This window comes from Rhodococcus (subgen. Prescottella) equi (assembly GCF_003013675.1).
Classification (GTDB): Bacteria; Actinomycetota; Actinomycetes; order Mycobacteriales; family Mycobacteriaceae; genus Prescottella; species Prescottella equi.
The window spans coordinates 4,439,344-4,466,260 of sequence record NZ_CP027793.1; the positions used below are offsets into that span (position 1 = coordinate 4,439,344).

24 protein-coding genes are annotated in these 26,917 nt (G+C 69.6%); 7 read left to right on the forward strand and 17 right to left on the reverse strand.

Annotated elements, in window-relative coordinates; translation table 11 throughout:
* Window positions 1-137: 137 nt before the first annotated feature.
* Window positions 138-929 (forward strand): IclR family transcriptional regulator, encoded by a 792-nt coding sequence (locus tag C7H75_RS20790; protein WP_005517707.1) that lies wholly within the window; start codon window positions 138-140, stop codon window positions 927-929.
* Between the two features lie 36 nt (window positions 930-965).
* Here the strand turns inward: C7H75_RS20790 and C7H75_RS20795 are convergent, their stop codons facing one another.
* Window positions 966-1,670: a PadR family transcriptional regulator gene (locus C7H75_RS20795; protein ID WP_005517706.1), complete on the reverse strand. Its 705-nt coding sequence runs from the start codon at window positions 1,668-1,670 to the stop codon at window positions 966-968.
* Between the two features lie 150 nt (window positions 1,671-1,820).
* Here C7H75_RS20795 and C7H75_RS20800 point away from each other — a divergent pair, with 150 nt between their 5' ends.
* Together C7H75_RS20800 and C7H75_RS20805 are read left to right on the forward strand one after the other, a co-directional pair.
* On the forward strand, window positions 1,821-2,072 hold the full coding sequence (locus C7H75_RS20800) for a hypothetical protein (protein ID WP_005517705.1): 252 nt from the start codon (window positions 1,821-1,823) through the stop codon (window positions 2,070-2,072).
* A gap of 72 nt (window positions 2,073-2,144) precedes the next feature.
* A complete protein-coding gene (locus tag C7H75_RS20805; RefSeq protein ID WP_106851761.1) occupies window positions 2,145-3,017 on the forward strand; it encodes a TIGR03619 family F420-dependent LLM class oxidoreductase in 873 nt (290 codons plus the stop codon).
* Between the two features lie 4 nt (window positions 3,018-3,021).
* Here C7H75_RS20805 and C7H75_RS20810 read toward each other — a convergent pair whose 3' ends face one another.
* From C7H75_RS20810 to C7H75_RS20830, 5 genes are all read right to left on the reverse strand, one after another.
* Window positions 3,022-3,906 carry a TIGR03619 family F420-dependent LLM class oxidoreductase gene (locus C7H75_RS20810; RefSeq protein WP_106851762.1) on the reverse strand — a complete coding sequence of 295 codons (885 nt, stop codon included), beginning with the start codon at window positions 3,904-3,906 and terminating at the stop codon, window positions 3,022-3,024.
* Between the two features lie 112 nt (window positions 3,907-4,018).
* Complete coding sequence (locus C7H75_RS20815; RefSeq protein WP_106851763.1) at window positions 4,019-4,738, reverse strand: ABC transporter ATP-binding protein; 720 nt, start codon at window positions 4,736-4,738, stop codon at window positions 4,019-4,021.
* Entirely contained in the window at window positions 4,738-6,561 is a 1,824-nt protein-coding gene (locus tag C7H75_RS20820) for a branched-chain amino acid ABC transporter ATP-binding protein/permease (RefSeq protein WP_005517697.1), read from the reverse strand. Before C7H75_RS20820 ends, C7H75_RS20815 begins: the two co-directional genes overlap by 1 nt.
* Before the next feature lie 2 nt (window positions 6,562-6,563).
* A complete protein-coding gene (locus tag C7H75_RS20825) occupies window positions 6,564-7,421 on the reverse strand; it encodes a branched-chain amino acid ABC transporter permease (RefSeq protein ID WP_005517696.1) in 858 nt (285 codons plus the stop codon).
* A 46-nt stretch (window positions 7,422-7,467) separates the two neighbouring features.
* Window positions 7,468-8,682 (reverse strand): ABC transporter substrate-binding protein, encoded by a 1,215-nt coding sequence (locus tag C7H75_RS20830; protein WP_005517695.1) that lies wholly within the window; start codon window positions 8,680-8,682, stop codon window positions 7,468-7,470.
* A gap of 432 nt (window positions 8,683-9,114) precedes the next feature.
* Between C7H75_RS20830 and C7H75_RS20835 the strand changes: the two genes are divergently transcribed.
* Window positions 9,115-9,978 (forward strand): endonuclease domain-containing protein, encoded by an 864-nt coding sequence (locus C7H75_RS20835; RefSeq protein WP_084847630.1) that lies wholly within the window; start codon window positions 9,115-9,117, stop codon window positions 9,976-9,978.
* A 72-nt stretch (window positions 9,979-10,050) separates the two neighbouring features.
* Here the strand turns inward: C7H75_RS20835 and C7H75_RS20840 are convergent, their stop codons facing one another.
* The 4 genes from C7H75_RS20840 to dnaK are packed head-to-tail and all read right to left on the reverse strand — an operon-like array spanning window position 10,051 to window position 14,103.
* Window positions 10,051-10,458: a heat shock protein transcriptional repressor HspR gene (locus C7H75_RS20840; protein WP_005517693.1), complete on the reverse strand. Its 408-nt coding sequence runs from the start codon at window positions 10,456-10,458 to the stop codon at window positions 10,051-10,053.
* A 33-nt stretch (window positions 10,459-10,491) separates the two neighbouring features.
* The gene (gene dnaJ, locus C7H75_RS20845) at window positions 10,492-11,661 is read right to left on the reverse strand and encodes a molecular chaperone DnaJ (RefSeq protein ID WP_084847631.1); all 1,170 of its coding nucleotides are present in this window, start codon (window positions 11,659-11,661) and stop codon (window positions 10,492-10,494) included.
* A gap of 34 nt (window positions 11,662-11,695) precedes the next feature.
* Window positions 11,696-12,265, reverse strand: coding sequence for a nucleotide exchange factor GrpE (gene grpE, locus C7H75_RS20850; protein WP_005517691.1), 570 nt, complete (start codon window positions 12,263-12,265; stop codon window positions 11,696-11,698).
* Window positions 12,262-14,103 carry a molecular chaperone DnaK gene (gene dnaK, locus C7H75_RS20855; RefSeq protein ID WP_005517690.1) on the reverse strand — a complete coding sequence of 614 codons (1,842 nt, stop codon included), beginning with the start codon at window positions 14,101-14,103 and terminating at the stop codon, window positions 12,262-12,264. Before dnaK ends, grpE begins: the two co-directional genes overlap by 4 nt.
* Window positions 14,104-14,354: 251 nt before the next feature.
* Here dnaK and C7H75_RS20860 point away from each other — a divergent pair, with 251 nt between their 5' ends.
* Together C7H75_RS20860 and C7H75_RS20865 are read left to right on the forward strand one after the other, a co-directional pair.
* Window positions 14,355-14,927 carry a hypothetical protein gene (locus tag C7H75_RS20860; protein WP_106852050.1) on the forward strand — a complete coding sequence of 191 codons (573 nt, stop codon included), beginning with the start codon at window positions 14,355-14,357 and terminating at the stop codon, window positions 14,925-14,927.
* The gene (locus C7H75_RS20865; protein ID WP_106851764.1) at window positions 14,924-16,339 is read left to right on the forward strand and encodes a phytoene desaturase family protein; all 1,416 of its coding nucleotides are present in this window, start codon (window positions 14,924-14,926) and stop codon (window positions 16,337-16,339) included. The genes C7H75_RS20860 and C7H75_RS20865 overlap by 4 nt, the downstream gene beginning before the upstream one ends.
* 32 nt (window positions 16,340-16,371) lie before the next feature.
* Here C7H75_RS20865 and C7H75_RS26030 read toward each other — a convergent pair whose 3' ends face one another.
* The 4 genes from C7H75_RS26030 to C7H75_RS20880 form a co-directional block, all read right to left on the reverse strand.
* A complete protein-coding gene (locus tag C7H75_RS26030) occupies window positions 16,372-16,521 on the reverse strand; it encodes a hypothetical protein (RefSeq protein WP_005517686.1) in 150 nt (49 codons plus the stop codon).
* 32 nt (window positions 16,522-16,553) lie between these two features.
* Window positions 16,554-16,793: a hypothetical protein gene (locus tag C7H75_RS20870; RefSeq protein ID WP_005517685.1), complete on the reverse strand. Its 240-nt coding sequence runs from the start codon at window positions 16,791-16,793 to the stop codon at window positions 16,554-16,556.
* Between the two features lie 251 nt (window positions 16,794-17,044).
* A complete protein-coding gene (locus C7H75_RS20875) occupies window positions 17,045-17,938 on the reverse strand; it encodes a serine hydrolase (RefSeq protein WP_106851765.1) in 894 nt (297 codons plus the stop codon).
* Window positions 17,935-18,831 carry a LysR family transcriptional regulator gene (locus C7H75_RS20880; protein WP_106851766.1) on the reverse strand — a complete coding sequence of 299 codons (897 nt, stop codon included), beginning with the start codon at window positions 18,829-18,831 and terminating at the stop codon, window positions 17,935-17,937. The genes C7H75_RS20875 and C7H75_RS20880 overlap by 4 nt, the downstream gene beginning before the upstream one ends.
* A gap of 123 nt (window positions 18,832-18,954) precedes the next feature.
* Here C7H75_RS20880 and C7H75_RS20885 point away from each other — a divergent pair, with 123 nt between their 5' ends.
* Window positions 18,955-20,763: a penicillin-binding transpeptidase domain-containing protein gene (locus tag C7H75_RS20885; RefSeq protein ID WP_005517682.1), complete on the forward strand. Its 1,809-nt coding sequence runs from the start codon at window positions 18,955-18,957 to the stop codon at window positions 20,761-20,763.
* Here C7H75_RS20885 and C7H75_RS20890 read toward each other — a convergent pair whose 3' ends face one another.
* From C7H75_RS20890 to C7H75_RS20900, 3 genes are all read right to left on the reverse strand, one after another.
* Complete coding sequence (locus C7H75_RS20890) at window positions 20,764-22,311, reverse strand: dynamin family protein (RefSeq protein ID WP_081185234.1); 1,548 nt, start codon at window positions 22,309-22,311, stop codon at window positions 20,764-20,766.
* Window positions 22,308-24,152, reverse strand: a complete 1,845-nt coding sequence (locus C7H75_RS20895) for a dynamin family protein (RefSeq protein ID WP_106851768.1) — start codon at window positions 24,150-24,152, stop codon at window positions 22,308-22,310. Before C7H75_RS20895 ends, C7H75_RS20890 begins: the two co-directional genes overlap by 4 nt.
* Before the next feature lie 146 nt (window positions 24,153-24,298).
* A complete protein-coding gene (locus tag C7H75_RS20900; RefSeq protein WP_106851769.1) occupies window positions 24,299-26,770 on the reverse strand; it encodes an IniB N-terminal domain-containing protein in 2,472 nt (823 codons plus the stop codon).
* Window positions 26,771-26,917 lie beyond the last annotated feature (147 nt).

Consider the following 26,917-nt stretch of genomic DNA (forward strand, 5'->3'; position numbering starts at 1 on the left):
CGGGTTCCCCCTTTCGGCGTTTACCGATCTTGGTGATCCACTTCACAAATCTCGAATCGTGTGCGATTATTTCTAATCGAAACACCCACGTCAGATGGGTCTCGCCGCGATGCTCGACAACAGTGAGGGAGACATCGATGACCGCACACGACTCCACGGACGCGGCTCCGACCGCAATTCTCGAGCGAGTCTCGCTCGTCCTGGACACGTTCGACGGCCCCGGCCGCCTCACGCTCGCCCAGGTCGTCAAGCGCACCGGACTGCCGCGCTCGTCGGCGCACCGGATCCTCGAACGACTCGTCGACATGCGGTGGCTGCGACGCGAGGGTCGCGACTACGAGCTGGGGACGCGGCTGATGGAGCTCGGCTCGATCGCCGTCCATCAGAACCGCCTGCACACCGCGGCGGCCCCGATCCTCCAGGAACTGCACCGCGTCACCGGGTACGTCGTCCACCTCGGCGTGCTCGACGGCACCGACGTGCTCTACCTCGACAAGGTCGGCGGTCGCCTCGCCGCCGAGCTACCGACCCGCGTGGGCAGCCGCTACCCGGCCCGCAACTCCGCGATCGGCAAGGCCCTGCTCGCGTACACGCCGGGCGGCAGCGAGGACCTCCTCGACTTCACGCCGGAACTGCACAAGGTCCGCGAGATGGGGGTCGCGTACGAGGTCAGCCAGATCTCCGGCGGCATCGGCATGATCGCGGTCCCGGTCGGACCCATCGGAGGGGTCACCGCCGCCATCTCGATCTGCGGGCCGACCACCCATCTCAAGTTCGACCACCGGCACACCGCGCCGGTGCGAATGGCCGCCGCCTCGATCCTCCAGGCGATGACCGGACGCACCCGCGGCGCCGCACCGATCACGCACCGCAATCGTCTGCAGAGCCTGCCCACGGCGGCGCCGCGCACCCGACTGCAGTACGCCTGAGTTCCGATCAGACCGGCCCGAGGGAGGGTAGGGCAGTCAGCCCTGCTCGCCCTTCCCCAGGCCCTGGACGAAATCCTCGACATCACGCCAGGATCCGGCCACTTCCGGGATCGGGTTGCCGAGTTCGTCGCGTTCGCGCACCCGCGAGAGCGTCTCGGCGGCGTCGTCGATGTCGGCGAGCAGTTCCTTCGCGAGGTCGATCTCCGACTGGTAGTAGCGCTGCGCCCACTTCAAGCTCATCTTGGAGAACGCCCACGCCGGCTCGCGCGTGGCGTGGTCGCCGTGCAGCTGCGCGCGCTGCCGGAGGTCCTCCATATTGTCGATGTGCGACTGCACCAACGCCTTCAGCTGCTCGGGCTCGTTGAGATGGCCCATCCACAACCGGAGCAGTAAACCGTGCTTGAGCACCGGCTGCTCGACCGGCGCGTCACGGGACCAGTTCCGCACGGCACGGGTCCCGCGCGCGGTGATCGTGTAGACGCGACGTCCGCGCTCGCCGGGCTCGGAGACCATCTCGGATTCCACCAACCCGGAGGCCTCGAGCTTCTTGAGTTCGCCGTACACCTGGCTGATCGACGGGCTCCAGTAGAAGAACCCGATGCTCCAGTCGGCCCACTTCTTGAGGTCGTATCCGGTGAGCCCCTCGCCCAGGGTCAGCATCCCCAGAACCGCCCAGCTGGTCGCGGGCAGCGACGGGTAGCCGGCGTCGTCGGCGTCGGTGACGGGCTCGGTGTCGGACATGGCCGAAGCCTAACAGCCCAGGTAGAAGCGGGTTACAGGCGAGTAGCACATGCCCACTCACCGGGAGCGAGCCTCCCGCTCGGTGGGAGAACTGCACGCGCGGGGCCCGAGAAGTGACTACCGTCACCGGAGGAATCAGGAGGTCCGTCCATGGAAAGCGTCAACTGCAACACCTGCGGTAACCGAGTGCTCGTCGAGAAGTACAGCGATGCCCACACCAGCATCCAGTGGCTCGACGACGCCGACAACGCGTGCCCCCAGTTCGCCGAGTCGCGGACCCAGGACGGTCGCGCATGGGTCCCCACCTGCCACAAGCTGCAGGAGACGATCGACGACCTGATCATCTCCGGCCAGCTCGGCCTGTCGCTGCGCAGCTACCCGGTGCCCGGACGCCTCGAGTGATCGGTCGGCGTGGCAGTCCCTGCTACCGGGATTGTCACGCCCCCAGCTCGATTCGTGCCCTACGTTCGAACGATGAAGTGGGCATTGCCGGGCGCGATGATCGCGACCCCAGAGCTGATCGAACTGGCGCGCGTGGCCGACGAGTGCGGCTACGACGCGATCGCCATGCCGGATTCGGTGTTCTATCCCGAACACGTCTCGGCCGACTACCCGTACTCGCCCGACGGCAAGCGGATGTGGTCCCCCGAGACCCCGATGCCGGACCCGTTCATCGCAATGACCGCGATGGCCGCCGTCACCACGCGAATCGGCTTCTACACCAACGTCCTGAAACTGCCGCTGCGTGACCCGCTGCTCACCGTCAAGCAGGTCTCGACGATGGCGGTGATGTCCGGCAACCGGATCGCGATCGGCGTCGGACTGTCGTGGATTCCCGAGGAGTTCCGTTTCACCGGCACCGAGATGCGCACCCGCGGCGCCCGGACCGACGAGGCCATCCAGATCCTGCGAGCCGTCTGCGCCGGCAACGGACCCCAATGGGTCGAGTTCCACGGCAAGCACTACGACTTCGACCGGTTGATGATCAGCCCCGCGCCGGATCGTCCCGTGCCCGTCTACGGCGGCGGCCACAGCGAGGCCGGACTGCGCCGTGCCGCACGCTTCGCCGACGGCTGGATCTCCGTCAACACCGACACCGTGCAACTGAAGGACGCGATCGCGCGCCTGACCGAACTGCGCACCGAAAACGGCCGGGCGAACGAGCCGTTCGAGATCGACGTCTCCCCCACCGACGTCTCCGACATCGACGGCTACCGCGCCCTGGCCGACATCGGCGTCACCCGGTGCCGGGTCACGCCGTGGCGGCTGTACGACGTCGACCCGTCGGATCCGCGGGCGCGCCTCGACGCCGTCCGCCGCTTCGCGGACGACGCCGCGCGCGTCTGAGACGTCAGTCCCGGCGTCCGTCGAGTCCCACCAGCCAGGTGAGAAATTCGTCGAGGTCGTCGGCGCCGATGTCCAGCGCCGACGGCCGCACCAGCACGGTGTCGACGCCGAGGTCCCGAGCTTCGCGCGCCGACGCCGTCATCGCGTCGAAGCCGCCGGCCGTCGGCAGCATCATCTGGACCTCGGCCTCGGCCGGGTCGCGGTCCTGTTCCTCGAAGCAGGTGCGCAGCAGCGTGATGCTCTCCGCGAGCCGGACCGTGTCGGCGGGTGCCGCGGTCCAGCCGTCGCCGACGCGCGCGATCCGGTCGAAGTTCCGCTTGGACGGCGCCATCCCGAAGATGATCGGGACCCGGGTCTGCACGGGCCGGGGCAGGCTGTGGAAGTCGTCGAACGCGAATCCGCTGCCGGTGAACGACGCCGGCGGCGCGTCCCACAGTTCGCGGCACGCGGCCACCGTCTCCTCGAGCCGGCCGAACCGACGCTCGAACGGAATGCCCGCCGCCGCGTACTCGGCCTGCTGCCAGCCCACCCCCACCCCGATCCGGGTGCGGCCGCGGGACAACACGTCCAGCGTCGCGATCTGCTTGGCCAGCAGCAGTGCCGGGCGCAGCGGGGCCACCAGCACGTACACCCCGAGGTCCACCCGCTCGGTCACCGCGGCCACTGCCGACAGGAGCGACATCGGTTCGAGCCACGGCTGCCCCAGTTCGAACGGGAAGTCGTTGTCCCGTACCCGTTCGGCGTGCGCCTGCCGTGAGAACCCGAGATGGTCCGACGTCGTGATCAGGTCGACGCCCCGCCGGTCGGCCTCGGCCGCCAGGTCGAGCAGCCCGCGGTGGTCGCCGTCGTAGAAGCGCTCGGCGCCGAAGACGTCCAGTCCGATCCGCATGTGTTCCTCTCCTCGTATCCGTGAAATGCCGTATCCGTGAAATGCCGAACGGGAGTCCGCGGCACGGTTTCGCGGGCGAAGCGTGCCGGGGACTCCCGTTCGGCGGGGTGTGTCAGACGCGCCCGAAGTACGCGTCCTTGAGGACCGCGATGTCGTCGATCTCCGACGCCGGCGAGTCCATGACGACCTTGCCGATGTCGAGGACGGTGACGTGGTCGGCGACGCTCATCGCCGCCTCGACGGCCTGCTCGACGAGGAGCACGGCCAGGCCGGTCTCCTTGAGCAGCTGCACCCGCTCCATGACCTCGTTGACGATGACCGGAGCCAGGCCGCCGGACGGCTCGTCGAGCAGCAGCAGCGTCGGGTTCGACATCAGTGCCGCACCGATCGCGAGCATCTGCTGCTGGCCACCGGACATCGAGCCCGCCAGCAGGTTCCGCTTCTCACCCAGGACCGGGAACATCTCGTAGATGCGCTCGACGTCGGGCTTGAGCGCGCTGCGCCGCATCTTCCGCGTGTAGCCGCCGAGCAGCAGGTTCTGCTCGATGGTCTGCTTGTGGAAGACCCGTTTGCCCTCCTGCACGTACGCCATCCCGCGGCGCACCCGCTGGTGCGCGGCGACACCGGAGATGTCCTGGCCGTCCATCTCGATGGTGCCGCCGTGGACCTTGTTCAGGCCCGAGACGGCGCGCAGCGTGCTGGTCTTGCCGGCGCCGTTGCGGCCCAGCAGTGCCGTGACCTGACCCGGGTAGACGTCGAACGAGACGTCCCACACCACCCGCAGGTCTCCGTAACCGGACTGCAGATTCCGAACGCTCAGAACCGGTTTCATCACTCCACCTTCTCCAGCTCGGAGGCCGTGCCGCTGTCGGGATCGACACCGAGGTACTCGCTGAGCACCCGAGGGTGATGCTCGATCTCCGCGGGCGGGCCGGACGCGATGACCTGTCCCTGTGCCAGCACGACGATGGTGTCGGCGAGCGAGAGGACCAGTCGGAAGTTGTGCTCCACCAGGAGCACGGTGGCTCCGGCGTCGCGCAGTGCCTGGATCAGCACCGACAACCGCACCAGTTCGTCCTCGTCCATGCCGGACGCGATCTCGTCGAGCAGCAGCACGCGCGGTTCGGCGATCACCGCGCGGGCCACCTCGAGCATGCGCCGCATGCCCAGCGGCAGCGACGTGGCGACCTCGTTGCGCAGGTGCGACATACCGACGAGCTCGAGAACCCGCTCGGCCTCGGCGATGTCCGCCTTGGCGACCTTGCGGAAGCTCGGCAGCCGCAGGATCGCGGAGATCATCGACGCCCGGTCGGTCATGTACCGACCCGACGCGACCGCCTCGAGCACGGTGACGTTCTCGGGGATGTTCGGGGTCTGGAACGTGCGGGCCACGCCCTCCCGTGCCACCCGGTGCGACGAGAACTTCTGAACCTCGGTGTCACCGATGACAATCCGGCCCGCGTCCGCGGTGTAGAAGCCGCAGATCATGTTCAGCATCGTCGTCTTGCCCGAACCGTTCGGGCCGATCAACGCCGTCACCTGCCCCGGCTCGGCGCGCAGCGTCGCCGACTTCAGCGCCTGATTGCCGCCGAACGCCTTCGAGATGCCGTCGACCACCAGGGTGGACCCGGAGATCGGCGCCACGACCGGGATCTCGTTCGGATCCCGTGGCTCCGGCCGCTCCATCGCCCCGATGCCGGACTTGCGGTCCAGTTTGGTCGCCAGGGCGCGGAATACCTTGGTCAGACCGCCCGAGAGCAGCACCCCACCGAGGATCAGGAAGCCGCCGTAGAACAGCAGCGAGTACTCCTGGAACGCGGTGGACTGGTTGGGGCCGAACTGCATGATGGCCGCACCGATGACCGCGCCGTACACGCTGGCCGAGCCACCGAGGATCGACGCCGCCAGCACCGCGGTGGCGAACGTGAACCCGAACGCCTCCGGGGAGATGAACAGGTCGGTGTTCGCGAACAGGGCACCCGCCAGACCGGCCGGCAGGGCACCGATCGCGTAGCCGAGCAGCTTCATCCGGTACACGGACACGCCCTGGGACTGGGCGAGGACCGGCGACTGCTTGAGCGTGCGGAACGCGATGCCGTGACGCGACACCACCAGGTTGCGCATCACCACGAACCACAGGATCGTCACGCCGACGACGAGGTAGTAGAAGTCCTTGTCGATGTCCTGCCCGAAAAGCGTCGGAGGCTCCATGCCGGACAGGCCGTTACGGCCACCGGTGTTGCCACCGAAGATCGCCAGGATGTCGGGCACCAACAGGATCAGGAAGAACGACGTCATCGCCAGTGACCAACTGCCCAGGCGCAGACCCGGGATACCGGTGATGATGCCGACCAGGAGCGCGACCGCACCGGCGGCCACCAGTTGCAGCAGGATCTCGGTGTGCCCGGCCTGTGACAGCAGCCCGGCCGTGTACGCGCCGGCCGCGTACATCGCGGCCTGACCGAGTGCGAGTTCGCCTGCGTAGCCGAGGCTGAGGTTCAGACCACTGACCACCAGGGCGAGGATGCAGGCGAGCTGCAGCTGACGGGTGTTGGTGGCGTCCATGCCGAGCATGGGCGCGAAGAACACCGCGGCACCGAAGACGAGCGCGAAGATCCAGCTGGGGATCGCGCGGAGAGTCCGCCAGATCTGCATGGCTACACCACCCGTTCCTTCACCGTGCCGAACAGTCCGGCCGGCTTGACCATCAGGATGACGATCAGCACCACGAACACGGCGATGTTGCTGTACTGGCTGCCGAACCACAGCGCGGTGAACGACTCGACCAGTCCGACAGTCAGGCCACCGATGAGAGCGCCCGGCAGCGAACCGAATCCACCGATCGCCAGTGCGACGAAGCCCTTGAGGGCGAGTGCCGCGCCGAGCGTCGCGACCGCGAACGTCTTCGGGCCGACGAACAGGCCCAGGACGCCGGCGAGCGCACCGGAGAAGGCGAACGCGCCCATCGCGATCCGGCGCACGTTCACGCCACGGAGCATCGCGGCCTCGCGGTCCTCCGAGACACCCATCAGCGCCAGACCGGTCATGGTCCGCTTGCTCAGCTGTCCCAGCGCGATCACGAGCACGATCGACAGCACCAGCAGCGCGATCTCCACCGGATACGTGCGCCCACCCAGCAGGGTGATGGGATCGTTCGATCCGAAGAACGGAACCGTCAGCGGCTCGCTGCCCCAGATCAACTGCGTCGCGCCGTTGAGCAGGGTCGCCGCGCCCAATGTCGTCACCAGTTGGTTCTGGTGGTCGGCGACCGGTCTGATCGCGACCACCTCCTCGATCGCGGCGAGGACCATCACCGTCACCGTCGCCATGACGGCGACGACCAGCACGGGAAGCTTCAGGGTCACCAGACCCGTGTAAGCGACGAACGTGCCGACCATCATCAACTGCGCCTGCGCGAAGTTGAAGGTGTTCGACGAGACGAACACGATGTTGTACCCGATGGCGACGAGCACGTACACAGCGCCGAGGGCGAGCCCCGACCACAGAATCGTCACTGCGAGAACCTCCTTCGCGTCGCGGAGGGAGCGTTGGTCAGGGAACTCATGCCGCCGGGTTACCGAACTGGCCGTTGACGACCTTGGTGGGCGCGATGAACTTCATCTCGTCCTGGTTCGGGTTGGGACCGTGGTTGTCGGCGGTGAAGTTGTAGCGCGACAGGAACGCGGTCTTGGCGTTCGCCTGGACCTCTTCGGTCTCGAGTGCCTGCGCGAGCTTCTCGGCGTCGGTGGTGGTGCCGGCCTTCTCCGCGGCCGCGGCGACGAGCGGGAACGCGTCGTAGTTGTCGGCGATGATGAGCGTCGACGGGATGGTGCCCAGAGAGGCCATGGTGTCGACCATCTGGTTCACGGCCGCGTTGTCCGGGTCGTACACGGTGCTCGTGAAGACCTGCGCGACAAGGTTCTTGACCTCAGGTGTACCCAGGACACCGTTCGGCGGCTCGTTCGCGACGAGGCTGGTGCTGGCCACCGAGGTGTTGCCGACCAGCGGCACGTCCCAGCCCAGACGCTGCATGCTCTGCAGGAGGTAGCCGAGCGGGGCGCCGTAGGCGTCCACCGCGAGGGCCTTGGCACCGGCGTTCTTGAGCGCCTGCAGCTGGGCGGTCATGTCGAGGGCGGTGGCCTCGTACTCCTCGTTGCCGGCCTGCTTCAGACCTGCCGACTCGAGCGCGGTCGTCATCTCCTTGCCGAACAGCTCGCCGTAGGCGGTGCTGCCGTGGATGACGCCGATGCTGTCGTAGCCCTTCTCCTTCGCGTGGCCGACGATGCCGCGAGCATTGTCGGCGGCACCGGGCGCGAGGTCGAAGTTGAGCGGGAACTTCGACGGATCCGTCGAGTCCTGCGTCGGCGCAACGTTGAACGAGAGGATCTTGTTCTGCTTGAGGATCGGCAGGACGGCCGCGCCGACGGACGACGGGCCGGAGTTGAGGACCAGGTCCGGCTTCTGCTTGTTGATCGCCTCGCGCACCTTGGTGACCGCGATCGTGGCGTCGCCGGCGTCGTCGACGACGGTCAGCTCGATCTTGCGGCCGCCGATGCCGCCCGCCTGGTTCTGCACCTCGACGCCGGCCTTGGTCGCGAGGATCGACGTGTCCGCGTTGGCCTTGAGGACACCCTGCGCGCTGATGCCGCCGGTGACGAGCACGCGGTACGGCTGATCGGCACCGCCGGCCTCGGCGGAATCCGCACTTCCACACCCGGCCATCGTCAACACCGACGCGGCCACTGCCGCGACGAGAACTGGACGCCGACTCTTCATGACTGCCCTCCTAGAACACCCGCTACGTACAAAACCAAGCGCTCGCTTGGCGTCTTGGGACGCAGAAATGCCCGGCCGACGACCACGAGGGCCCTACCTTGACAACCGGTAGTGGCGCAGCAGACGCCCCGACACGTCGAACTGCACTGTCTCACCGACCGAGCACTTCCCATCAAGCACTTGCTTGATTCACCAAGCACTTGATTGAGTGGGAGCATATGGGTGTGACATAGGTAACGTCAACCGGGAGCCCCACGGGGTGGGAAGCGGCCAACGGGAAGCCCCGGCACGGATCCCGGGCCACCGCGTGTCCTGAACTCCCGTTCGCCGACCGGCGGAGGAGTTGTCCACAGCTCCCGGCAATTCCACAACGATTCTCGAACGCGTCTCCCGAACCGACTTCCCGTCGGATCACGCGGCAACGGTTTCGGCATGACCGCACTCCTGGAACCTTTCCGTGGCACCGTGGCGCTCGACCGGGGGTTGGTGAGTCGACGCGGCCTGCGTCGCCACTACACCCGCCTCTACCCGGACACCTACGTACGCAACGATCTCGACGTCGACGCCTGCCTGCGCGCCCGAGCGGTGTGGTGTTGGGCCGGCGGCCGCGGCGCGCTCGCGGGACACTCCGCCGCGGCCCTGTGGGGCACCAAATGGATAGACGGCGCTGCGCCCGGCGCGCTCGCGTCCACCGACCACCTTCGTCCGCCACCCGGCATCGCGCTCTACCGCGACGCGATCCCGGCGGCCGAGATCGCCTCCCGCGGCGGCGTCGCGCTGACGAGCCCGCTGCGTACGGCATTCGATCTGGGACGTCGAATCGAGTTCGACCGGGCAGTGGAGATCGTGGACGCGCTCTACCAGTCGACGGGAACCACCCGCGCCGAACTCGCGTCGTTTGCCGAACGGCACCCGGGTGCTCGCGGAATCGTGCAGTTGCGCTCCGTGATCGACGCCTCCGACGAGGGCGCCGAATCACCGTGGGAGACAAGGACCCGGCTGACGCTCGTCCGGGCCGGCCTCCCCCGCCCGGGCACTCAGTTGGCGATCCGGGACCGTGGCCGCTTCGTCGGCCGAGTCGACATGGTGTGGGAACAGTGGGGCGTCATCGTCGAGTACGACGGTGATCACCACTTCGAACCCGAGCAGCGCAACCGCGACGTCGAACGCTGGAACGCGCTCGAGGCAGCGGGGTGGCGGGTGATCCGGGTGAAGGCCCGGCAGTTGATCCACGGCCGGGCCACGCTGATCGCGCAGGTGACCCGCGTTCTACGCGACGCCGGCGCCCCGGTGTGAAAAGCCGAACGGGAATCCACGGCACGCTTCCGGGCGGAAGGTGTGCCGTGGATTCCCGTTGGAGGCCCGAAATCAGCGCTGGTTGCGCGGTTTCCAGACGACGAGGGCGTTGCTGCGCGGAATGGGTACGAGTTCGCGGCGGTAGCTCGCGTGGACGCGCGCGATCTCGGCGGCCATCTCGTCGACGCGGTTCTGCAGCGCCTCCACCTGGTTGGTCAGCTCGATGATGCGCTTGATGCCGGCGAGGTTGACGCCCTCGTCCTGGGACAGGCGCTGCACTTCACGCAGCAGCGCCACGTCCCGCGGCGAGTACCGGCGTCCACCACCGGTGGTGCGGTGCGGGGTGACCAGTCCGAGCCGGTCGTAGTTGCGCAGCGTCTGCGCGTGCATGCCGGCGAGTTCGGCGGCCACCGAGATGACGAACACCCGCGCGTCGGGGTCCGCGGGGACCTCCGATTTCTTGCGTGGCTTGTCGCTCATGATGGTTCACCTGTCCGATCGGTTCGGAGCCGGTCAGGCCCCGGCCCATCCTGCTCGCGGATCGAATCCGCTGGCCTTCTCCGCCTCCAGGTACGTCCGGAGGGCTTCGATGGCGGGATCGTCGAGTTTCTGCGGAACCGCCACCTTCACGGTGACGAGCAGATCTCCGGCGCCTCCGCCGCGCTTGGGCACACCGCGCCCTCGCACCCTGAGAATTCGTCCGTCCGCGGTACCGGCGGGAACCTTCACGCCCACCCGGCCGTCCAGCGTCGGAACGGACAGCGTGGTGCCGAGTACCAGTTCGCCGTAGCTCACGGGAACCACGAGCGTCAGGTCGTCGCCGTTGCGCCCGAACACCTTGTCGGGGCGGACGTGGACGGTCACGTACAGGTCGCCGGACGGCGCGCCGCGCAGACCGGCCTCGCCCTGACCGGCGAGACGGATCTTCTGACCGTCACTCACCCCGGAGGGGACGCGGACGGTGATGGTGCGGGTCCGGTTGGTGACACCGTTGCCGTGGCAGTCGCTGCACGGCTCGTCGATGATCGATCCGGTGCCGCGGCAGTCGTCGCACGGTTCACTGAATCCGAATGCACCCTGGTTGCGGCTCACGACACCGGTGCCGTTGCAGCGCGGGCACACTCGCGGGCTGGTACCCGGCTTGGCGCCACTGCCGTGGCAGGTGGTGCAGGCGGACGGGCTCGTGAGGCGCAGCGGGACGGTCACACCCTGCGCGGCCTCGCGGAAGTCCAGGGTGGTCTCGGTCTCGACATCGCTGCCGCGGCGCGGTCGTGTGCTCGACGCGGATCGGCCGCCGCTCCGGTTGAACAGCCCGCCGAAGATGTCGCCGAGTCCACCGTCGCCGCCGGCGGCGCCGCCACCGAACAGGTCGCCCAAGTCGAAGCCGCCGCCACCGAATCCACCACCGCCGGTGGAGTACCCGGCGCCGGGGCCGAATCCGCCGCTCGCGAAGAGCCGACGGGCCTCGTCGTACTCCTTCTTCTTGGCCGGATCGGAGAGAACCGCGTTGGCCTCACTGACCGCCTTGAACCGCTCCTCCGCCTTGGTGTCGCCGGGGTTGGCGTCGGGATGCAGATCCCGCGCCAGCTTCCGGTACGCCTTCTTGATGTCGTCGGCGGACGCGTCGGAGGAGACGCCCAGTTCCTTGTAGAAGTCCTTCTCGATCCACTCCCGTTGGCTCACTGGGCGCCTCCTCCTTTCACTGTTATGTGTCTATCTACTCGGCTGCCGCATCGGCTGCAGGCTCGCCGTCGGTGACGGTGACCATCGCCGTGCGGAGAACCCGGTCTCCGAGGCGGTAGCCCTTGCGCAGCACGTTCCCGAGCACGGGGTTGTCGCCGTTGCCCTCCATCTGCACAGCCTCGTGCAGATCCGGGGAGAACGGGTCGCCCTCCTCGCCGAACCCGGCCAGGCCGAGCCCGTCGAGCACTCCGGAGAGCTTGTCCGACAGCGCCTTCAGCGGACCCGTCTCCAGGTCGCCGTGGGCGCGCGCCCGGTCGAGGTCGTCGACGAGGTCGAGGAACTTCGACACCACCGACACCCGCTCGTCCTCGACGGCCCGATCGATCCGGGCGAGGGCGTTGCGGCGGATGTTGGCGATCTCCGCCTTCGCGTAGCCCAGCTCGGTGCTGGCCTTCTCGAGTTCGGCGGTGATGGCGCTCAGGTCGTCGGACTCCGTCGCGCCGGCCTCGGCCGCCTCCGGAGAGGCGGCCGCGGCGGTGGCGTCGGCGGTGTCCGTGACCTGGTCGTCGGCGGTCACCTCCCGCTCGGGGTTCTCCGCCGTCACTTCTTGTCCTGATCGGTCGGCTCGTCCACGACCTCGGCGTCGACGACGTCGCCGTCCTGGGCCTGTCCGGCGCCGTCACCGGCGGCGGAATCGGCAGCCTGGGCGTCGTAGATCGCCTGGCCCAGGGCCTGCGACTCGGTCGACAGCTTCTCCACCGCAGCCTTGACGGCGGCGATGTCGGTCCCGGCGAGAGCGGTCTTGACCTCGGTGATCGCGGCCTCGACCTTCTCCTTGACGTCGGCGGGCACCTTGTCCTCGTTGTCCTTGATGAACTTCTCGGTCTGGTGCACCAGCGAATCGGCCTGGTTGCGGACCTCGGCCTCCTCGCGGCGGTTCTTGTCCTCCTCCGCGTGCGCCTCGGCGTCCTTGATCATCCGATCGATCTCTTCCTTGGACAGACCGGAGCCGTCCTGGATCTTGATCGTGTTCTCCTTGCCCGTGCCCTTGTCCTTCGCGGTCACGTGCACGATGCCGTTGGCGTCGATGTCGAAGGTGACCTCGATCTGCGGCACACCGCGCGGGGCCGGCGGGATGCCGGACAGCTCGAACGATCCGAGGAGCTTGTTGTGCGAGGCGATCTCGCGCTCACCCTGGAACACCTGGATCTGCACCGACGGCTGGTTGTCGTCCGCCGTGGTGAAGGTCTCCGACCGCTTGGTGGGGATCGTGGTGTTGCGCTCGATGAGCTTGGTCATCACGCCACCCTTGGTCTCGATGCCGAGGGACAGCGGGGTGACGTCGAGCAGCAGGACGTCCTTGACCTCACCCTTGAGGACACCGGCCTGGAGCGCGGCACCGACGGCCACGACCTCGTCCGGGTTGACGCCCTTGTTGGGCTCACGGCCACCGGTGAGCTCGCGAACCAGGTCGGAGACGGCCGGCATACGAGTGGAGCCACCGACGAGCACGACGTGGTCGATGTCCTTGACGGCGATGCCCGAGTCCTTGACCACGGCCTGGAACGGCGCGCGGGTGCGGTCCAGCAGATCGGAGGTGATCTTCTGGAACTCGCTGCGGGTGAGCTGCTCGTCGAGGAACAGCGGGTTCTTGTCCGCGTCGACGGTGATGTACGGGAGGTTGATGGAGGTGCTCTGCGAGCTGGACAGCTCGATCTTGGCCTTCTCCGCAGCCTCACGCAGACGCTGCAGGGCCATCTTGTCCTTGGTGAGGTCGATGCCGTTCTGCGCCTTGAACTTGTCGACGAGCCACGACACGACGCGCTCGTCCCAGTCGTCGCCACCGAGGTGGTTGTCACCGGAGGTCGCCCGGACCTCGACGACGCCGTCGCCGATCTCCAGCAGGGACACGTCGAAGGTGCCGCCACCGAGGTCGAAGACCAGGATGGTCTGTTCCTTCTCGCCCTTGTCGAGGCCGTAAGCCAGCGCGGCCGCAGTGGGCTCGTTGACGATGCGCAGGACGTTCAGGCCTGCGATCTGTCCGGCCTCCTTGGTGGCCTGGCGCTGCGCGTCCTCGAAGTAGGCGGGGACGGTGATGACCGCGTCGGTGATCTCCTCACCGAGGTAGGCCTCGGCGTCGCGCTTGAGCTTCATCAGCGTGCGGGCGCTGATCTCCTGCGGCGTGTACTTCTTGTCGTCGATCTCGACGGTCCAGTCGGTGCCGATGTGGCGCTTGACCGAGCGGATGGTGCGGTCGACGTTGGTGACCGCCTGATTCTTGGCGGGCTGACCGACGAGCACTTCACCGTTCTTGGCAAAGGCGACGATCGACGGGGTGGTGCGCGAGCCCTCGGCGTTGGCGACCACTACAGCTTCGCCGCCTTCGAGCACAGACACGACCGAGTTGGTGGTCCCGAGGTCGATTCCGACCGCACGAGCCATAGTGATCCCTCACTTCCCTCTGTTGCAGCTTTGTGAGCTGCGGTTTCCGATCCGTACACTGACCTGACGAACCTCAGATGAGCGTATTCGGCTCAAGTTTGCATCCGACCTCGATCGAAGTCAACTCCAAAGTTGAGTCTCTTACACTCAGGTTCTCGATAGGCTCAACGGGCGCGGTGGCGAGTTTGTTCCCGGCCCGTCGAACGTTCCGGTTCCGCCGATTCGTTCCCTACGCTGGATACGATTCCGACGTGGACACCACCGGCGAACCCGAGGCCACCGCGCACCGCCCACGACCGCCCCGTCCGGACGTAGCGGTCGCGCCGCTGCACGTCCGCGCGGTCGATCCGGGTACCGCACCGCGGAGCCTGCGCGCGGCGGTCACCACCTGGGCCCTCTCGTTCGCGGCGTTCACGATCCTGGCCGGTGCCCTCGGAATCGAGTACGACGCCGTCGTCGACGCCCTCGCCTCCGGGCTCGGCTTACGCAACCCGACGGCCGACCCGACCACGGTCGACCAGGTGGCGGGACTCACCGTGCTGGGAGTCGGCGGCGTCGGACTGCTGTTGGTCCTCGCCGCCGTGCTCGGCATCGTGCGACTGCGCAGCGGTCGCGGCCGGGTGTGGCTCACCGCGGTCGCCGTCCTCACCGCCGCCGGGGCGGTGACAGCGTGGAGTGTGCTCGCCGATGCCGGCGACCTCACACTCCACGCGCTCACCTGGGCGCCGCTGCTGCAGGCCGGACTGGCCGCCGTGGGGACGGCCCTGCTCTACACGGGGGCCGCCTCGGCATGGCTCCGTCAGCGGGGTGACGCGGTCCGATGACCGAGGGAGTCGTCGTCGGCGCCGGCCCCAACGGACTGGCCGCGGCGGTGACGCTCGCGCTGCGCGGGGTGCGGGTCACCGTCTACGAGGCCGCCGACACGATCGGGGGCGGCACCCGCACCACCGAGCGACTGGCCCCGGGCCTGCTGCACGACGACTGCTCGGCAGTCCACCCGATGGGGGTGGCGTCGCCCTTCTTCCGCTCCCTCGACCTCGCCGCGCACGGGCTCGAATGGTGTTACCCCGAAATCGATCTGGCGCACCCGCTCGACGACGCGGTCGCGGCCGTGTTCGTGCGGTCCCTCGAACAGACGGCCGGCCGCCTGGGGCCCGACGGCCGGGCGTGGGCGAAACTGTTCGGCCCCATCGCAGATCGCTTCGACGACATCGCCGCCGAGGTGCTCCGTCCGATCGCTCACCTGCCCCGCCATCCGATCGCACTGGCCGGTTTCGGAATCGGCGCGCTCGCGCCCGCGACGCTCACGGCCCGACGTTGGCGCACCGACCAGGCCCGCGCCCTGTTCGCCGGGGTGGCCGCGCACGCCTACTACCCCCTCACCCGTCCCACGACGGCGGCCGCGGGGCTGCTGATGCTCGGCGCCGGCCACCGCTACGGGTGGCCCGTCGCCAAGGGCGGGTCCCGCGCCGTCACCGACGCGCTGGCGTCGTTACTGCGGGCACACGGCGGCCGTATCGAGACGGGCCGACGCGTCCGCTCGCTGGGCGAGTTGCCCCGCGCCGACGTCACGCTGCTCGACCTGTCCCCCACCGGTGTCGCGGACCTGGCCGGCGACCTCCTGCCCGGCCGGGTCGCGCGGGCGTACCGCCGCTTCCGGTACGGCCCGGCGGCGTTCAAGCTCGATCTCGCGGTGGAGGGTGGCGTCCCGTGGCGCGATCCGGCGTGCCGCCGGGCCGGCACCGTGCATGTGGGCGGCACCCTCGAGGAGATCACGGCCGCCGAACGCGACGTGCACCGCGGCCGGATGCCGGAGCGGCCGTTCGTTCTGGTCGCTCAGCAGTATCTCGCCGATCCGTCCCGCTCCGCGGGCGATGTGCACCCGGTGTGGGCCTACGCGCATGTACCGCACGGCTATCCCGGGGACGCCACCGAGGCGATCCTGCGTCAGCTCGAGCGTTTCGCACCGGGCGTGCGCGACCGGATCGTGGGGGCCTTCGCCCGGTCGGCTACCGAGATGCCCCGCTACAACCCGAATTACGTGGGCGGCGACATTGCGTCGGGTGCCAACGATCCGGTGCAGATGCTGTCCCGGCCGCGGATCGCGCTCGATCCGTACTCGACGGGCATTCCCGGCGTCTACATCTGTTCCGCATCGACACCGCCCGGCGGCGGAGTGCACGGCATGGGCGGGCACAACGCGGCGCTGTCGGCGCTGCGCAGGCTGCAGCGATAGTCCGTTCCCCACTTCTCGAGAACGGGTTCGTATCAGTCGCGCTCGTCCCTCGAGTCGGGGCCGGCGTCCGTCGCCGGTCCCTGCGGGGTCGCGCCGCCCTCTTCCGCCCAGGTCCCGCGCCCACCCGGATCGGACTCGACGTCTTCTCGAGCGGTTTCACGGTTCTTCTCGTCAGGGGTCATTCGTCTCGTTCCTCCGTTCGTGTCGGGTACGGCTACGTGTACTGCGCAACCAGTCGGTCGAACTCGTCGGCGTCGACCAGCCCGGGTTGACCGATGTCGTATGCCGTCAGGAACTTGTGCACCAATCCGAAGTCCCGGCGCAGGTCCGCGCCCGAGACGCCGGCGGCCTTCGAGCTCGCGCCGCTGCCGATCATCGCGTCCAGACTCGCCGCGATCGCGTTCAACGTGACTCGGTCGGCCTCGTTGCGACTTCCCGTTCCTCGAGTCGTCATCAGATCTCCACCTCGTTTCCGCCTGTTCGTCGTTCGCAAGGTTTCCGGCCGGATCTCCATCATGACGGCTGGCGGAGTGTTCTGCTGGACAGCACTTCTCCGGCAAGGCTCGGAAACCGACCACTCACACCTGTGGACAGCTCTGTGAATGATTCACGGCTGCGGCAGGACTCGTCGGTTCTCGAGAACGTTTCCGCCACTCGAGTTGACGGGGCGAGGATTTCGCGGACCGGGTGCCGGTGCCCGCCCGATCAGACCAACTTGCGCAGTTCCGCGATCGCGGTGCGGGCCGCCTGCCCGATCGCCGCATCGGCCCTGGGCAACAACGCGTCCGCGCGAGCGGCACGCGTGAACACCGCGACCGCGAACGCGTCGCCGTCGGGAAATTCGATGACACCCACCTCGTTTCGGACCGCACCGAGCGTTCCGGTCTTTCCCGCCACCACGACGTCGGCGAACGGGAACCCGGACCGTAGGCGCGCCGTGAAGATCTGACTCGCCATCACCGCGCGCACGAAAGCCGTCTGGTCCGTGGACAGCACGGCACCGCTCCACACCGCCGACAGCAGCGTGGTCATGTCCCGCGGCGTCGTCGCGCTCGACAGCACCGGATCGTAGCCACGGGGGAACACGACGCTGTCGTTGTCGCCGATCGCGGCGAACGCCTCGGCGGGCGAACGCGTGCCGGTGTCGGCCACCAGCGACTCGAGAATGTCCGACGTGCCACCGACGATCCGGGTGGACGACAGCCCGAGGGACCGCATGGTTTCGTTCACCCGGTCCACGCCGACGCGGCGGAGCAGTTCGTCGGCGGCCGCATTGTCGGACATCGCCATCATCGACCGCGCCATGTCGCGTAGCGACATTCGCACCGGATCCGACATCTGCGAGACGCCGGTGGGTCCGGTGGTCCGGGTCGACGGGTCGAGCGTCACCTGTTCCCGCGGGTCGAGGTCGCCGGCGTCGACGAGGCGGCAGAACGCGACGACGAGCGGCAACTTGTACACCGACGCCGTGACCACCGGGTCGTCGGCGCCGACCCCGACGTCCACCCCGGCGCGACCGCCCGACACCGGGACGGCGTGCATCCAACCGCGGACTGCGGCGTCGGCGAACACGTCCGCGACGCGACCGGTCGCCGTCACGATGTCACCTGCCCGCCCGCCGCGTAGACGGCGATTCGGGCGGCGACGGCGTCGAGCACGCCGTCCGGCACGTCCGCCGACGATGACCGCAGACAGCGCAGGCGTAGCCGGATCGAGTCGTCGCCCGGACGGACCCGCGCCACCCCGGTCGCATCGAGGGTGCGGTCCGCGGTGAGCGCGAAGGCCTGGCCGGCCGCGACGAGCGCGAGGGCCCATCGGTCGTCGGGCGCGTTGACGACGTCGAGGTCGGCGCCGACGCGCGCGAACGCGTCGTCCAGCAGGTCGTACGCGGCAGGCCCGTCGGATCGTGGTGGCGACGCGAACCGCAGGCCCGTGAGCCGGGACAGCCCGCACGGGTCCTGCGCGGCGGCCGGATGCGACGCCGGGACCAGCAGCGTCAGCGGCAGCGATACGACGTCGGTACCGGTGAGCGGGTCCACCAGCGCCGGATGTTCGATGACCCCGAGGTCGAGCGCGCCCGCGGCCAGTTGGTCGACGAGGTCGGTGCTGGGCGCGATGCTCACCTCGACCCGCGCCGGCTCGTCGAACGTCCGGAGGGTCGCGGCGACATCGGCGACGAGGGCGGTCGGCACCTTCGGCATCACCCCGACCCGCAGCGTGCGGTCCTGGACCCTGCGGCGTCTGGCGGTGTCGGTGAACCGCCCCGCCTGCCGCACCAGGTCGATCGCGTCGGGAAGCAGCGCGTGCCCGCTCGCGGTGAGCACGACACCCTTCGATCCTCGGTGGAAGAGGGTGACGCCCAGCTCGCGCTCGAGCTTCTTCACGCCCTGGCTGAGCGGCGGCTGCGTCATCCCGAGGCGCGCGGCCGCGCGGCCGAAGTGTTGTTCCTCGGCCACCGCGACGAAGAATTCGAGATGTAGCAGCAGGTTCATTACGACTCTGAACTGCAATTATTCTGATCGACTATCACGCTCACCCCGATAGCATATTGGACTGGACCCGGGCGTCGATGCTTCGCTGCCACTCGGTATCGACGTCGAGCGAGCGGAGTGACGATGACCCCCATCGGGACGAACCCGGTCGGTCCGGTCGGATGGAGGCGCGGAGCGCTGGTGCTCTCCGCGGCGCTGACGCTGACGTCGTGCGGCATGCTGGGCGGGCCGGACTCCGGTGAGAAGGTGGCGAAGAAGTTCGTCGGTGCCCTCGGCGGCGCCGACGTGGCAGCGGCCGCGGCGCTCACCGACGACCCGGACGGCGCGAGCGACGTGCTGCGCCGGACGTTCGACGGCCTCGGCGAGGAGACCGACGCCGACTTCACCGTCGAGCACGCCGACGACACTGCGTTCACGTACCGCTCCGACTGGGACTTCGGCGGGGGCCGGACGTGGAGCTATTCGACGACGGTGCCACTCACCACCGCCGACGGGTCCCGGCGCGTCGACTGGTCCGCCTCGGTGGTCAACGAACGACTCCGCGGCGACCAGGCGTTGCAGTACACGCCGGTCACCGACACCCGGGCGGTGCTGGACGCCAACGGCATGGCGTTGATGGAACCGCGGACGGTCACGGTGGTCGCCGTCGAGTCGAGCGCGCTCGTGCCCACGGTCCGCACCCGCCTGGGCGCACTGCTCGCGAAGGCCGTGCCGGGGTTCGAACTCGCGCCGCCCGACCCCGGTGCGCCGACCGCGCCGGGCGCGCGGATCGACCTGGTGACGCTGCGCCAGGAGGACGTCGAACCGATCCGTGCGGACCTCGAACGAATTCCCGGCATCCACCTGTCCGACCAGCTGCGGCTGCTCACCGTCGATCGGGAGATGACGTCCCCGGTCGTGGCCGGGGTGCGGGCGACATGGGAGGCCCGGCAGAAGGATTCGGCGGGCTGGCGGGTCCAGGCCGTCGACGCCGACGGCGGCGTGACCGGCACCCTCGCCGGCGGCGATCCGCCCGCCGGGACGGCGATGCGCACGACTCTCGATCCCCGGCTGCAGTATCTCGCCCAGCGGGCGGTGGACACCGAGCCTCGTGCGGCCGCGCTGGTCGCCCTCGATTCCGGGAACGGCCAGGTGCTCGCGGTGGCCCAGAACGCACCCGCCGACCGGTCCGGGCCGATCGCCCTCACCGGCTTGTATCCGCCGGGCTCGACGTTCAAGACCGTCACGACGATGGCGGCACTGCAGAGCGGCGCCGTGAACGCCGACAGCGTCGTCGACTGCCCGGGCACCGCGAACATCTCCGGGCGCGTCATCCCCAACGAGAACGAGTTCGATCTGGGCCGGGTTCCGCTGCACACCGCGTTCGCGCACTCGTGCAACACCACGATGGGCCGGCTCGCGGTCGACCTGCCCGCCGACGCGCTGCAGAACCAGGCGCGCGAGTTCGGCCTGGGCGTCGACTACGTGACCCCGGGGCTGACGACCGTCACCGGTTCGGTGCCGTCGGCGGACACCCCGGCACAACGGGTGGAGGCCGCGATCGGCCAGGGCGAGAATCTCGCGAGCCCGTTCGGGATGGCGATGGTGGCCGCGGCGATCGCCCGCGGCAGCGCCCCGTTGCCGCAGTTCATCGGCGGCGAGACCACCACCGCCGACCACGAGCCCGACAAGCTCGACCCCGCGCACGTGCGGGATCTGAAGGCCATGATGACCGAGGCCGTCCGCAGCGGCACCGCCACGAGCCTCTCCGACATCTCCGGGCTGATGGGTAAGACCGGCACCGCGGAGTTCGGCGACGGCAAGCACTCCCACGGCTGGTTCGTCGGGATCCGCGGCACCGTCGCGTTCGCGGTGCTGGTGGTCTCGGGGGAGAGTTCCGGTCCCGCCCTCGACATCGCCGGGCACTTCCTGCGGCCGCTCGACGAGCAGTAGCTAGGCGGGCGTCACCCGCACCGAACCGGTGTCGAGGTCCAGCCGCATCGCCCCGCCATAGCCCCCGGCGCCGCCGACACCGCCCAGGTCCGCCAGCACACCCTCGGCGCTGCGGGCCGCGACGCGGCAGGCGCGCGCCGTGAACTGGTCGACCAGTGGGTGTGCGGCCCGCTCGCGCCACTTGCGCACCGCGGTGAGCCCGGCCTCCCGGCCGTCCTCGATCGACGCGTCCGCCGCCAGGCCCAGACGCTGCGCCGGATCGATGCCGAACCCGCCGATGAGCCGCTGCAATTCGGTGAGGTCCTCGGCGGAGAGCCCGGTCTCGGCGCTGCGCAGCCGTCCCAGCATCCGTAGTTCCTGGAACCCGTGGACGTCGGCGAGCAGGCGTCCGACCTCGTCGAGCAGGCGCGTCGTCGCGTCCGACGGGTGCACGGTGAGCACCCGTTCGAGCGCCACCAGCGCGGAGTGCGTCTTCAACTGTTCGGCGCGCTGACCGAACTGGACGTCGATCACCTGCCGCAGCTCGTCGAGTCCGCTGCGGGCGACCAGTTCCGCTGCCAGGCCCGGGGAATCGTTCACACCGAGCCGGATGAGCATGATCGCGAGGCGGATACCGAAGAGCCCGAACCGGTCCGCGAGCTGACGTCGCATCGCGGCGTCCACCGGGAGCGCGGCGTCGTCGCGGCAGAAGCGGTCGGCGGACAGCATCGCGAGCTGCAGATCGGCGTCGGGCACCCGGGCGAGCGCCTCGAAGGCCGCGAACTCGCTCTGCCGCAACGTGCGTGCTCCCAGCGCCAGCAGCCCGGCGACCGGAACCACGGCCTGGCACAGTCCGGTGAGCTCGAGTTCGTCGGTGAATCGCGCCGCGACCTCCTGCGCCGACATCATCGCGTCGGCCCGGCCGGCACCCACCTCGTCGGCCCGGGAGACCACACCGACCACACCGAGCGGCCCCGACTCGCCGCCCACGTGCGCACCGATCCGGCCCAGGAACTGGACGTCGGATGCGCTGAGGCTGCGCAGCAGGTAGACCACGGCGTCGGCCCCGGACACCGCGTTCTCGGGGGTGAGCATCCGAAAGGTGCGGGCCGAGACGTCCTTCGACAGCGACGACGTGCCCGGTGTGTCGATGATCGTGGTCTGCGCCAGCGCGCTGGCCGGCCATTCCACGTCCAGCCGGTCGACGCGGTCCGCGGTGAGGTCGCCGAGGTCGAACGTCAGACGTCCCTCGTGTCTGCGCACCGCCACGTTGGCCGACGCGTCGCCGTCGTAGCGGGCGGTGACCGTCGGGGTGGTACCGCTGCGGTACCACGTGACGACCCGGGTGCACTCGGTCGCGTCGGTGGGGGCGATGTCCTGCCCCACGAAGGCGTTGAGCAGCGTCGACTTCCCGGCCTTGAGTGAGCCTGCCAGCGCGACGCGCAGCGGCTCCTCGAGCCGGGCCGCGCACTCGGCCAGTTGCGCGCGCGCCTCCGGGTTGTCGGAGTAGGCGGCCTTGGCTGCGGCGATCAGGTCCCGCGCGCGCCCCAGCGTCATCGCGGCGGTCATGCGGACAGCTCCTCGTTCGCGGCGGAGTCGACCGGAAAAAGCTGCGCCGCACGGCTCTTCAAGGTCTCGAGGACGGCCATCTGCTGTTCCACCTCGCCGGCGCGTCGGGTCCGCCCGGTCGATTCGACTTTCGCCGCCTCCTGCGCGGCCCGCAACGAGTCCCCGAGCGAACGCAGCGTCTGTTCCGCGATGGCCGTGAAGTGGTCGCGCAGCAGGCGCTGGATCAGCCGTAGCCGGTCCTTGGACTCCTTGCCGACCTGGAAGCTCACGTCGTCGGTGAAACGCCGGATCGCGACCTTCGCGTCGGCCCTCCGTTTCACGACCCGGGTCTCCCGGTCGTCGCGATAGGCCTTGGTACCGAGCAGAACTCCCGCACCCACCGAGATCGGGTTGAGCAGGGTCATGCCCATCAGCGTCGTGATGAGACCGAACATCAGCACGCCGCCGTACGATCCGCGCATCCCGACCAGCACCTTCTGGGCGATGCCGATGCGGCCCGACTCGAGATCGGAGAGCGCGGCGACGGGATCGAGCACGCTGTCGAGATCCCCGACGTCCAGGTGTGGCAGTTCCACGGTGCCCGCGTCCGCGAAGTGCTCGGCCACCACCTCCGCGAGCCACAGCGCACGCTCGTGCGCCCACACGAAGTTGTCACCCACCGACTGCGCGATCTGCTGCTCGAGCCACTCCCCCAGCTCGTCCCACTCCTTGCCCGGATCGCATTCGTCCACGGCGCGTTCGGCCTCCCGCGTCACCTGCCGAAGCCGGTCGCGCAGGTCGTGATCGATGTCCGACGCGAGATCGGCGATCCCGTCGGCGAGGGTCTGCTGCCAGCGCGACGTCTTCTTCTGCAGTTCCTCGGTGACGGCCTTCGCGCGCTGCAGCTCGGCGACGGCCGCAGCGCCCTTCGCGGGATCGCGCAGCGCCGCGAGCTCGCTGCCCAGGGAGAGCATGAGGTGCTCGACGACGGCATGGACGTCGAGCGAAACGGCCCGGCGCAGTCCACCCGCCGCATGGTCGACGACCCGTTCCCGGAGGAAGTCGTACAGCGCCGCGAAACCCGACTCGTCGTGCAGCGACCGGTCGTCGAGGCGCATCGCGTGCGAGCGCAGCAGCGACGAGACGGCCAGCAGCGGGACGTCGATGCCGGCCCGCGTCAGATGTCCGGCGTCCGCCTCGACGATCCGCCGCCAGTGCGGGTACAGGTCGGTCTTGGTGATCAGGCACGCGACGGCCGGGCACAGACCCGTCACCTGTCGGAGGAACGCCAGCTCCGGTTCGGTGAACTCCTGGCTGGCGTCGGAGAGCACGAGTACCGCGTCGGCCCCCGGCAGCAGACCCAGAGTGGCTGCCGCGTGCGGGTTTCCGTGACCGCCCACCCCCGGGGTGTCGACGAACACCAGCCCGTCGGCGAGCAGCGGGCTGGGCACACCCACCTCGAGGCGCAGCACCTCCCGGCCCTGCGCGAGCGGCGTCGACGGCGTCACCGAGTCCAGTTCCGCGAGCGGCACCTCCACCCGGCGCGTCTCCCCACCGGGCTCGGCGAGAACCAGCTCGGCGGACGCCTGTTCGGCGTGCTGCACCACCGTCGGTACCGCGGTGGTCTCGTCGTCGCCGACCGAGCACACCGAAAGGTTGAGCAACGAGTTCACGAACTGGCTCTTGCCCTGTTTGAGCTGACCGACCACCACGACCCGGAAGCGTGGGTCGACGACGCGGCGCCGGACCACTGCGAGGCGATCCACCAGATCCGCTCTGCCCGCGGACGACGCGATCTCCGACGTCCGATCGAGCAGGCTCGTGAGAGCCGATTCCGAGGTGGCGCTACCGACGTTGTCCATGAGTCCCGCTGCCCCGCTTCTCTTCCGACCTGCACGCGCACCGACGTCCGCGTGCTGACTGATCCGCCGGTCCGCTGGATGCGAATCGGGGCCCCGTTCGCCTTAGCGCGCACGGGGCCCCGTTCGTTACAGACCGTTTCCTGCCGTCACGGCAGCAGATCGTGTCCCGGATCCAGCGCCGCCGCGGGATCGACCACGACCGGATCGATGTGCCCGCCCAGGTCACCGAGACCGTTCGCGAACAGGCCGGCGTCCGAATGACCCGAACCGAACGCGTCGACGTCGATCGAGGACCACGCGTTTCCGGCAGCGTCGAGCGCGCCCTGCAGCGCCGAGTTCACGCCACCGGTGAGGTCGGCCACGATGTCGCCGGTTCCTGCGACGCCCGCACCGGTCGCCGCGCCGACGCCGGTCTCGAACCCGGTGTCGACGCCGGCGTCGAAGCCTGCACTCGAACCGAAGTCGCCGCCGATCTGGGCATTCCCGATCGCCGTCGTCGCGGCGTCCACCGCGCCGCCGAGGGCGCCGTCGAGAGCACCAGAGACGTCGCCCAGGATGTTCCCGCCGAGGTCGAGCCCACCGCCCAGGCCCGCGCCGAGGTCACCGGTGGAACCGAGACCGCCACCCACCTGGCCGCCCGGATCGACGGTCGAACCGAGACCGCCACCGGCCCCGATCGCCGCATCGAGTGCCGCGCCCAGGTCGCCGCCGAGCGAGCCGCCCGCACCGAGCAGACCGCTCAACGCACCACCCAGCTCGGTGCCGAAGCCGCCGTCGCCGGCGAGCACGCTGCCCAGGTCGAGGGAGCCACCGGACTCGAGGCCGCCGCCGAGCATGCCGCCCAACGCGGCGCCGAGATCTGCGCCCGCGGAACCGCCCACACCGAACGCGCCCTCGAGCAGGCCGCCGAGGTCGGCGCCCGCACCCACTTCGAGGCTGCCGCCGAGCGCAAGTGCGCTGCCCAGCGCCGTGCCCAGCGTCGCGGTGAGCGCGCCGTCGACGTCGAGGGCGCTGCCCAGCGCGGCACTGATCGCGGCACCCAGATCACCGCCCGCACCGATCAGGCCGTCGAGGTCGAGACTTCCGCCGATTCCGCCCTCGAGCGCTCCTCCCAGTGCGGCACCGAGATCCGCACCGACCGAACCGCCTGCGGCGAGCACGGATTCGAGGGCACCGCTGAGCGCAGCCGTCAGATCGCCGCCGATGTTGCCGGCCAGCTCGGTCCCCAGGCTGCCGCCCACCGACAGCGCCGACTCGAGCGCGCCGTTCAGCGCCGCCGACAGGTCACCACCGATGCCGAGGGCACCACCGAGCGCGGTTTCCAACGAGCCACCGAGACCACCGGCGGCCTCGACCACACCGTCGAGAACGCCACCGAAGGCCGCTCCGAGCTGTGCCCCGAGGTCGCCGCCGATCCCGAACGCGCTCTCGAGTGCCGCCGTCAGACCGCCGCCGGTCGCGAGCAGGCCGGTCAGATCAAGGCTGCCCAGACCGTCCAGAGCGGCGCCGAGGGCCGCGGCGAGTTCCGTGGTGAGAGCGCCGTCCACACCGAGCGAGCCGCCCAGCAGGGCGCCGAGCGAGGCGCCGAGGTCCAGGGCCCCGTCGATGTTCACAAGGTCGGCGACGTCGATCATGCCGCCCAGTTCGAGGGCGCCGCCCAGCGCGGCACCGAGGTCGCCGCCGATCGACCCGCCGATCGACAGCGCAGATTCCAACAGGCCGCTCAGCGACGTACCCAGCTGGGCGGCGAGGTCACCGCCGAGCGCGCCACCCAGGCTGCCGCCCAGCGCCAGGGCGCTGTCGAGTGCCGCGTCGAAGCCGGCACCGAGCCCCCCACCGAGCTCGGCGCCGGCCTCGACTGCCGCGCCCAGGAGCGCACCGAGGGCGGCGCCGAGCTCCCCACCCAGCGCACCTCCGATTCCGAATGCGCTCTCGAGCGCAGCGCTCAACCCGCCGTCGACCGACAGGAGTCCATCCAGATCCAAGCTGCCCACGCCCGCGAACGCCGCGTTCAGGGCGGCACCGAGATCGGTGACGAGCGAACCGTTGACGTCGAGCACCCCACCCAGTGCCGTGGCCAGCGCCCCACCGAGGTCGATCGAGCCGCCGATGTCCGCCAGGCCGCCCAGGTCCAGTCCGCCGCCCAGTCCCAGAGCGGCCTCGAAAGCGCCGCCCAGCGCCGCACCCAACTGCGCGCCGATCGAGCCACCGGCCGCCAGCGCCGCCCCGAGGGCAGCGGCGATGTCGCCGCCGAAGTCGAAGTCGCCGGTGAAGCCGCCCCCTGCCGCGGCGCCCAGGCCGAGACCTGCCCCGGCACCGAGTCCGAGACCGGCGCTGCCGCCGAGTCCGCCGCCGAGTCCGAGGCCGCCACCGGCGGTCGCACCGATGGTGCCGGCCGCGGTGGTGCCCGCCGCGAGGATTGCGCCGAGGTCGCCGGCCGCGCTTCCGAAGAGTCCGGACTCGGCGACCATCGGGGCGACGGCCGCGATGTCTGCGTGGCACAGGTCGCCGAGGCCCGCCGCCGCGAGCGACGCCTGCGGATTCGCGCAGTACGCAGCGGCGGCCTCCTCGTCACGAAGAAGCCGGAGGATGAAGTCGAGTACCGCGTTGCTGGCCATGGGAAAGCTCCTGACAGTAGAAAAGCAGGCTGCCACAGATTCCGTGAAGTCCGACGAGGAACCGCGGCGAGAGTGCCTTCCACGCTACGAATTCGGCGGCCGGCGGGTAACGGGGCAGATCCCCCCGAGCGCCGCGAGGGGGACCCC